Here is an 8,824-nt window from a genome sequence, read left to right as displayed (position 1 = left end):
GGCAGCATGTCGCGCATCGCCAGCATCATCCGCGGGTCGGGCGGCACGCCCCAGGGAATGCCGAGGCAGAGCTGGAACAAGGGCGGCGCGTCCAGCAGCCCCTCCTCCACCATCTTCCGGGCGAACCAGAGGTTACCGGTGTCGAAGATCTCGAGCTCGGGCTTCACCCCCAGCTCCTGGATCCGCTTGGCCTGCTTGCGCAGGATGTCGGGGGTCGAGACATAGACCAGCGAGCCGTCGCCGAAATTGAGCGAGCCGCAATCGAGGGTGCAGATCTCCGGCAGCAGCTGTTCGACATGCGGCAGGCGGTCGATGCCGCCGATCAGGTCCGTGTCAGCGCCGAACTTCGTCGGGTTGTCCTGCGGCCCGATCACCAGGTCGCCGCCCATGCCGGCGGTGAGGTTGATGATGATGTCGACGCCGCTGGAACGGATGCGATCGACCACCTCGCGATACAGTGCCGGGTCGCGGCTCGGCTTGCCGGTCTCGGGGTTGCGGACATGGATATGAGCCACGGTGGCGCCGGCCTTAGCCGCTTCCAGCGCGGCATCAGCGATCTGCTGCGGCGTCACCGGAATGGCGGGGTGCTTGTCCACCGTGTCGCCGGCGCCGGTGACGGCGCAGGTGATGATGACGCGCCGGTTGATCTCAGTCTGCAGGGCCATTGCCGGCCATTCCTCTCGCATCGCCGGCGCACCGGCTCCCGAGGGCAAGCCTATGCCATGGCGCCATCCCGACCCTTGATCGAGAGCGACATCGGCTTGATGTTTTCGGTTAGCTGGATACGCCCCGCCGGTCCCGGCTGGGCGGTACCGAGAATTCCTTGCGGTAGGAGCGGCAGAAATGCTCGTAGCTGCCAAAGCCGCAGGCGATCGCCACCTCCAGCAGCGGGTCGTCGGAATACTGCACCATCGACCGCGCCCGCTGCAGCCGCAGCGACTGGTAGAAGCCCTGTGGCCCCTTGCCGAGATGCTGGGCGAACAGCCGCTCGACCTGGCGCGGCGACATGTCGACGGTGCGGGCCAGGGCGGTGACAGCGACCGGGCTGGCGACGTTGCGCTCCATGATCTCGACCATCCGCGCCAGCCTGGCATCGCGGATGTCGAGCTGCTTCGGGATCGACAGGCGCTGCCGGTCTTCCGCATGGCGCAGGGTGTTGTAGATGAACTGCTCCGACACCGCCGCCGCCAGCTTGGCGCCGTGATCCATGCGGATGATCTGCAGCATCAGGTCGAGCGCCGCGGTGCCGCCGGCGCAGGTCAGACGGCGGCGATCCGTCTCGAACAGGCAGGCGCGGGCCTCGACGCGGGGGAATTTCTCGGCGAATCCGTCCAGCGCCTCCCAATGCGCGGTGGCGCGATAGCCGTCGAGCAGCCCGGCCGCGGCGAGCGCGAAGCTGCCGGTGTCGATGCCGCCCAGCACGGCCCCGGCGCGGTCCAGCCGGCGGAACCAGCGGGTCAGCACCGGCGTCACCGCGGCCAGCGGTTCGAAGCCGGCGCAGGTGATCAGCATCGGCAGGTCGTCGGTGCTGCCGGCGACGGCATCGGCCGGCAGCGCCAGCCCGTTCGAGGCTGGCACCGGCGCCCCGTCGGCGGAGAAGATGGTCCAGCGATAGGCATCCCGCCGCGCCAGCCGGTTGGCGACACGCAGCGGCTCCAGCGCCGAGGCGAAGGCCATCATCGAGAAGTGCGGCAGCAGCAGGAAGCCGATGCGGCGGGGGGCGTCGGTCATGGCAGGCCCGATCGGGAGGCGACGTCGTATTTCATCAAACGGCTGGCTGCCTGCGTCAAGACCTTCGTGGTTCCGTATTGCGGACCCATGGCCCCGCTGACCGGAAACTCCTATATTGGTGAGATGACAAAGCCATCGCCTGCCCCGATGCCTGAGGATCCTGAAACCGCTGCCAAACGGCAGGCGATCCTCGAAGGCATTGCAGACGCCGATGCCGGCCGCGTCGCGCCCCATGACGAGGTGCGGCGCTGGCTCGAGTCCTGGGGCACCGGCAAACGCCTGCCGACACCCGAGTGCAAATAGTCCGACTCGCACTGCGAGTCTGGACTCGCGGAGCCCTCTCCGATCTGTCCCGCATCGTCGCCTATATCGAGGCCGCCAACCCGTGGGCGGCTTCACGGCTGGCGGCCCAGCTTTTGAACGCAGCAAACAGCCTTGAACGACTGCCACGGCGGGGCCGCCCCGGCCTCGTTCCGGGGACGCGTGAACTCGCCATCATCCGTCCCTACGTCATTGCCTATCGCGTCGCGGAGAGCGTGGAGATCCTTCGCGTCTGGCATGCAGCCCAGGACCGCTGACGCCACGACAGCGACATCGTCCGGCCATCTTCCTGGTCTTCACTCGACCGTCGGCCCAGCGAGGCCGGTTGGGGAGGCGGCCATGACGATGCCGGTGGAGCAGAAGGTCCCGTCGCGTTGGGATACGCTGGCCTTCAGCACCAAGGCCGCCCTGTTCCGCGCCGCCCGGCGACTGCGCGAGATCCGCGGCCGGCCGGAACGCCATCCCCGGGCCATGGCGCTGCAGGACGCCCCTGTCGTGGCCGAGATCCGGTCGCCGCTGTGGTCCGGTGCCGGGGGCACGCAGGAGCACGGGCTGACCGCCGGCAAGATCCACAATCTGCGCCTCGCCCTGCGCGCCATCGATGGAGTCGAGGTCCCGGCCGGCACCGCGTTCAGCTTCTGGCGGCAGATCGGCCGGGCCACCCGGCGGCGCGGCTTCGTCGCCGGGCGCGAACTGCGCGAGGGCTGCCTGGTCGCCAGCGTCGGCGGCGGGCTGTGTCAGCTGTCGAACGCCCTGTATGAGGCCGCCTTGGCGGCCGGGTTCGAGATCGTCGAGCGCCACGCCCACAGCCGCCTGGTGCCGGGGTCGCGCGCCGCCGCCGGGCGCGACGCCACCGTGTTCTGGAACTATGTCGACCTGCGCTTCCGCAGCCGGCAGGCGTTCCGGATCGAGGCGCGGATGACGGCAACGGAGCTTGAGATCCGCATCCGCGGCGTCGCCGCGCCGACGGCCGGAATCGTGGTCGCCTTTCCCGCCCCTGCCCCACGCGACGCCGCCCATGACTGTGTCGGCTGCAGCCGGGAACAGTGCGTGCGCCATCTGCCGGAGGGCCGGGCGATGACGAAGCTGCCGACGGCCTGGCTGGTCGATGCCTGCTGGCCGGAGTTCGCCGCGCTGCTGCGCGACCAGGCTGGGCCGGAGGACGCCCTGTTCCTGCCGATGCGATGGCCGGCCCGGGACCGCTATCCCTGGCCGGCCACAGCAGGCGGCGAGACCCGGGCCACGCTGCTGGCCCTGTCGCGCGCCCGGGCCTTGCGGCGGCTGCCGCCCCAGGGCGGCGCGCTGCCGCGGACCATGCTGGAGTACGACCGGCGGCTGGCGGCCTTTTACGTCGGACGCCTGTCGCACCGGCACACCCATCTGGTGGTGAGCCAGGCCCTGCTGCCGCATCTGTGGCGTGACGGCTGCCTGCAGGGCCGCAGCTTCGACGTCATGATGGAGCGCTGGCCGCTGGCTGCGCTGCAGGCGCGGCTGGACCGCGGCCTGGCCCGCCATCCCGACAGCCCGACGCTGGGCGATTTCCGCGCACCCGACGAGATCATCGCCGCGGAGGCCGAGGCGCTGGCCGCCGCCGCGCGGCTGTACACGCCGCATCGCGGCGTCGCCGAGCGCTTTCCGGACCGGGCCGTCCGCCTGGACTGGATGCTGCCGGAAATCTCAGCCGGGCCGCGGCCCCAGACCGGTGGCCGCACCATCGTGTTCCCGGCTTCTCCCCTGGGCCGCAAAGGCGCCTATGCCCTGCGTGACGCCGTCGACGGACTGGATATCGACCTGGCCGTCACCGGCAAGGCGCGAGAGCAGAACGGGCCGTTCTGGCGCAATGCCATGGTCCGACAGGTGGCGGCCGGTGCCTGGCCGGACCCAGTCGCCGCCGTGGTGCTGCCCGCACTGGTCGAACACCAGCCGCGGGCGCTGCTGCGGGCCGTGGCGCTGAGGATCCCGGTGATCGCCACCGCCGCCTGCGGCCTCGACGAAGGCCCGGGCGTCACCCTGGTGCCGGAGGACGATGCCGACGCATTGCGCGAGGCGCTGCTGCGCGCGCTGGGCGATGCGCCGGCGCTGCGTCAGGCCTCTTCCAGGAACTCCGCATAGCTGGTGCCGATCGCTGCCACGGCGGCATCGTAGAATTGCTGGCCGTGCTCCGGCCGCGACAGGCCGGGATTCGAGCCGATGCGGCCGTCGGGAAAGCGCCGGCGGTAATCCGCGGCATCGTAGAAGCGGCCGGACGGGGCGATCGGCGGGTCGAGCTCGGCCGTCTTGATATGGTCGGGGAACAGATACTGGGTCACCGAGACCTCGCTGGCGGTGGCATGGCTGCCTTCGGCCACGCCGTACAACTCCTTCGACAGGCGCTGGACGCCGGCATTGTCCCACCAGTTGACCAGGCGGCAGCGGATCGGCGGCAGGGCGAGCGTCCGCATCTCGGAATAGATCTCGTAGAAGGCGGCCTGGATGGTGGCGATGTTGCCGCCATGGCCGTTGACGAACAGGAACCGTTCGAAACCGTGCTCGCCCAGGGCCATCACATAGTCGCGGATCACCATGATCAGGGTCGACGGCCGCAGCGTCATGCTGCCCGGGAAGGTCATGTGATGATGCGCCATGCCGACGCCGATGGTCGGGCCGACCACCGCCCCGGTGTGGTCGCCGACGCCGCGGGCGATGCCCTCGGCGCACAGCGCGTCGGTGCCGATCAGCCCGTTCGGGCCGTGCTGCTCGGTCGAGCCGATCGGCATGATCACGCCGCGCGACGTCTTGAGATAGGCCTCGATCTCCGGCCAGGAGCTGAGCTGAAGCTGCACGATAGGGTTCCTTATCTACATTCGACCCGACGCCGACCGTGTCATGCCCGGACTTGATCCGGGCATCCAGAAACTGTCGACAGCCTCTGGATTGCCAGGTCAAGCCCGGCAATGACAGCAAAGGAAAAAGTCCGTCCTAAATCCCGAGGGCGCAGCCATCCTTGCGCGGATCGGAGCCCGCGACCAGCACGCCGCGTTCATGGTCGATCAGGATCGCCTGGCCGCCGCCCAGCGGCTCGGCCCGCCAGTCGATGACGTGGCCGCGGCCGGCGAGATCGGCGGCCGCAGCCTCGCCCACCCGGCGCTCCAGCTGCAGCACGCCGTCGAAGGCGAAGCTGCGCGGCAGGTCCAGCGCCGCCTGCGGGTCCAAGCCGCGGTCCAGCACCGCTGACAGGAAATGCGCCTGCCCCGTCGCCTGGTAGTGCCCGCCCATCACCCCGAACACGCCGGCGGTGCGGCCGTCGCGCCGCAGCAGGCCCGGGATGATGGTGTGCATCGGCCGTTTGCCCGGGCCGATCGAGTTGGGATGGCCGGGTTCGACCCGGAAGGAGGCGCCGCGGCTGTGCAGCAGCACGCCGGTCGCCGGGTCCAGCAGGCCGCTGCCGAAGCTGTCGAAGATCGAGTTGATGAAGGAGACGGCGTTGCCGTCGCGGTCGACGACGCAGAGATAGACGGTGTCGCGGTGCTCCGGCTCGCTCCACAACGCCGGCCGGCCGGCCCGGCGCGGGTCGATCCGCTGCCGCAGCGTGTCGAGCACCTCGGGCGACAGCAGCGTCCGCGGGTCGTGCGGCATGTGGTCGGGGTCGCCGATCAGCGCGTCGCGATGGTGGTAGGCGAGCTTGGTCGCCTCGGCCAGCAGGTGGATGCGGTCGGCGTCCGGCATCTCCGCCGACAGATCGGTGCCGCTGAGCAGGCCGAGGATCATCAGCGCAGCCAGGCCCTGGCCGTTCGGCGGGCATTCCACGACCTCGGTGCCGCGGTAGTCGAGACGGATCGGGTCGACCCAGTTCGCCCCGTCGCGGCCGGCGGCGAAATCCTCCGTCGTGTGCAGCCCGCCCCTGGCCTGGAGGAACCGGACCAGCGAGTCCGCCACCGCGCCGGTGTAGAAGGCATCGGCCCCCTTGGCCCCGATATCCCGCAGCCGGGCGCCGAGCAGCGGCTGGGCATGCCGTTCGCCGACCGCCGGGATCCGGCCACCGGGCAGGAACACGCTGCGGCAGCCCTCGTCACCGGCCAGGAACGCGGCCTCCTCCGCCCAGTCGAAGGCGACGCGGGGCGTCACCGGATAGCCCTGCTCGGCATAGAGGATGGCGCGGGCGAACAGGCGGTCGAGCGGCAGGGAGCCGTGCTCGCCATGCAGCCGGCACCAGGCCGAGACCGCGCCCGGCACCGTGACGGCATGCGGGCTGCGCTGCGGGATGGCCGACAGCCCCTGGGCTACCAGCGCCTCGGCCGTCGTCGCCCGCGGCGCCCGGCCGCTGCCGTTGAGGGCCATCGCATCCTGGCCGGCCGGGGCGTAAAGCACGAAGCAGTCGCCGCCGATGCCGGTCATATGCGCTTCGACGACGCATTGCACCGCGACCGCGGCCAGCGCCGCATCGACCGCGTTGCCGCCATCCATCAGGACCTCGAGCCCGGCGGCGGAGGCCAGCGGGTGGGAGGTGGCGATCGCCGCCTCGCCCGCCATCAGCGCCGAGCGTCCCGGCTGACCGAAATCCCGTTGCATCCGCAGCGTCCTTATTCGTGTCCGTGTCCGTCGTTGATATCGACTGCAATGCAGGTTTGGCAACCCGGACGCCTGTGGCCGGGACAAAAGGCGCGGGCAGCCGACGTGCCGCACTCCGCATCGTCTCGATCGGCTGAAATCCGCCGAAGAATCCCAGACTAACGATGTATTAATATACATACATTCACGAATGTTGATAATAGTGTCATCGTAACTCTTGGCCGTTACTGAACACACCCACGCTCCTGGACAATCGACGCAACATCTCGATTGATTTTACCTGTCATCCCCCATAACGTTCTCCCCGCTCGGCCGGGGGGTCGGCGATGTGATCGCGTTGCGGTCACGTGCGCGTAAAAGGGGACTAGTGATGCGGAAGTATTTGATGCTCGGGGTGTGCCTTGCGGCCACCACGGGGGGGATCAGTGCTGCCCAGGCCGATATCGCCGTGAAGATCAACGGCTGGGTCGGCTTCATGGGCGGCCTGTTCATTACACGCACCGACACAGGTACGCTCGATCGCGACTACGACTTCGTGTCCAATGCGCGCCTGCAGTTCGACATCAAGAACGTGACCGATTCGGGCCTGGAATATGGCGCCCGCATCCGCATGAACAATGTCGATCGCAAGAACAACGTCACCGTCGACCGCACCTATGCCTATGTGAAGGGCGACTTCGGCACGATCACCGCCGGTGATGCGCCGATCGCTTCGGCGGATATCGGCTACGTCTACGCCCATGACACGCTGAACTCGAAGCTCGGCCTCGGCGCCAGCTGGGCCGACGGGCTGGACGGCAAGTTCAACCTGTTCGGCGGCTCCGACACCTTCTACGCCGTTGACCCGAGCTACGGCATCGGCGGCCTCGCCGGCAAGGACACCAAGGTCAAGTACACTTCGCCGAGCTTCGGTGGCCTGTCCTTCGCCGTCGACTTCACCCCGGTGGCCGGCGGCAAGAACGCCGCGGCGTCCGGCCACGGCACCGGCGGCGGCACCAACGATCATGCCGGCAATGGCGGCCTGGGCGACCTGACCAACGACGCCACCACCCGCTACGAGAACGTCGTCACCGCCGGCCTGAACTACGCCAAGACCTTCGACGGCACCACGATGCGGCTGGCCGCGTCGGCCGGCACCGGCAACGGCGTCAGCGGCAATGAGGACTACCAAGCCTACACCGTCGGCGGCCAGGTCGGCTTCGCCAACGGCATCAATGCCAGCGTGAACTGGGTGCACTTCGCCAGCACCTTCCGCGCCCACAAGTCGATCGACTCGATCGTCGGCGACATCTCCTACGCCAGCGGCCCGCTCGTCGCCTCGGTCGGCTACGTCTACGCGACGGCGGAGAAGGGCAACGGCCTGAGCTCGTCCTTCACCAACGGTGCGGACCTGAAGGCCAACCACAGCGCCATCCTGTCGCTGCTCTACAACGTCGCGCCGGGCCTCAACACCTTCACCGAGCTGGCCTATGAGCGGAACGAGTTCCGCACCGGCCGCGACTACGAGGCGACCACGCTGACCTCCGGCCTGGCCATCTCCTTCTAAGACGGTTCGCGACGGATACCGTCAACCCAGCAGACTTGAGGGGCGGCGCCAGGGGCCGCCCCGCTTTTCTGCCACTGTATTGCCCACGACCCCCGATTTCCCCCGATAGTGTTACAGTTATATGTAATTCACACTGCTGCAACGAGATAAAGGTCAGTCACGGCAGGTGACTGTTTTGTTAAATCTTCTGAAAATGCGATCTAAGCCCAACTCGCATGGTTGATTTGATGATGACCGGCTTCGTATAAGCCGCCTCGCTTAGATCTGATGTAGGGCTCGGCGTTTCCGTCTGGGAGCGCGCGTGTCCGACATGCGAGGGGAAACAAAATGCGGAAGTTTTTGTTGCTCGGGGTGTGCCTGGCGGCCACCACGGCGGGGATTGGTGCTGCCCAGGCCGAACTCAGCGTCAAGGTGAACGGCTGGGTCGGCTTCCTGGCCGGCATCTCCATTTCCCGTACCGATTCCGAGAATCTCGACCGCGACTATGACTTCGTGTCCGGGGCGCGGCTGCAGTTCGACATCAAGAACGTGACCGATTCGGGCCTGGAATACGGCGCCCGTATCCGCATGAACAATGTCGACCGCAAGAACGGCGTCACCGTCGACCGCACCTATGTCTACGTCAAGGGCGGCTTCGGCACCCTGACCTTCGGCGACGCGCCGTATGTCGGCGCGGAC

General features: G+C 68.4%; 9 protein-coding genes. 5 read left to right on the top strand and 4 right to left on the bottom strand.

Annotated elements, in window-relative coordinates; all coding sequences use genetic code 11:
• Both cdhC and AC3XYG_RS19160 read right to left on the bottom strand, forming a co-directional pair.
• Positions 1-665: 3-dehydrocarnitine:acetyl-CoA trimethylamine transferase CdhC (cdhC, locus tag AC3XYG_RS19165; RefSeq protein ID WP_489141457.1), on the bottom strand; the 665-nt coding region annotated here is incomplete at its 3' end.
• Between the two features lie 109 nt (positions 666-774).
• Positions 775-1,731, bottom strand: a complete 957-nt coding sequence (locus AC3XYG_RS19160; RefSeq protein ID WP_489141456.1) for a GlxA family transcriptional regulator — start codon at positions 1,729-1,731, stop codon at positions 775-777.
• 87 nt (positions 1,732-1,818) lie between these two features.
• On the opposite strand from AC3XYG_RS19160, the gene AC3XYG_RS19155 reads away from it, so the two are divergent.
• The 3 genes from AC3XYG_RS19155 (at position 1,819) to AC3XYG_RS19145 (ending at position 4,164) form a co-directional block, all read left to right on the top strand.
• A complete protein-coding gene (locus AC3XYG_RS19155) occupies positions 1,819-2,034 on the top strand; it encodes a hypothetical protein (RefSeq protein ID WP_489141455.1) in 216 nt (71 codons plus the stop codon).
• Positions 2,025-2,309, top strand: coding sequence for a type II toxin-antitoxin system RelE/ParE family toxin (locus AC3XYG_RS19150; RefSeq protein ID WP_489141454.1), 285 nt, complete (start codon positions 2,025-2,027; stop codon positions 2,307-2,309). Before AC3XYG_RS19155 ends, AC3XYG_RS19150 begins: the two co-directional genes overlap by 10 nt.
• Positions 2,310-2,391: 82 nt before the next feature.
• Entirely contained in the window at positions 2,392-4,164 is a 1,773-nt protein-coding gene (locus AC3XYG_RS19145; protein ID WP_489141453.1) for a VanW family protein, read from the top strand.
• Here the strand turns inward: AC3XYG_RS19145 and AC3XYG_RS19140 are convergent.
• Both AC3XYG_RS19140 and AC3XYG_RS19135 read right to left on the bottom strand, forming a co-directional pair.
• Complete coding sequence (locus tag AC3XYG_RS19140; protein ID WP_489141452.1) at positions 4,137-4,874, bottom strand: creatininase family protein; 738 nt, start codon at positions 4,872-4,874, stop codon at positions 4,137-4,139. The two genes, AC3XYG_RS19145 and AC3XYG_RS19140, sit on opposite strands and share 28 nt — an antisense overlap.
• Positions 4,875-5,010: 136 nt before the next feature.
• The gene (locus AC3XYG_RS19135) at positions 5,011-6,600 is read right to left on the bottom strand and encodes a gamma-glutamyltransferase family protein (protein WP_489141451.1); all 1,590 of its coding nucleotides are present in this window, start codon (positions 6,598-6,600) and stop codon (positions 5,011-5,013) included.
• A 370-nt stretch (positions 6,601-6,970) separates the two neighbouring features.
• Between AC3XYG_RS19135 and AC3XYG_RS19130 the strand changes: the two genes are divergently transcribed.
• Entirely contained in the window at positions 6,971-8,146 is a 1,176-nt protein-coding gene (locus AC3XYG_RS19130; RefSeq protein WP_489141450.1) for a porin, read from the top strand.
• Positions 8,147-8,473: 327 nt separating this feature from the next.
• Positions 8,474-8,824: porin (locus AC3XYG_RS19125; protein WP_489141449.1), on the top strand; the 351-nt coding region annotated here is incomplete at its 3' end.

It is taken from the genome of Inquilinus sp., assembly GCF_057815775.1.
The sequence above is the reverse complement of the archived record's forward strand: the minus strand, read 5'-3'. Positions and strand labels throughout refer to the sequence as shown.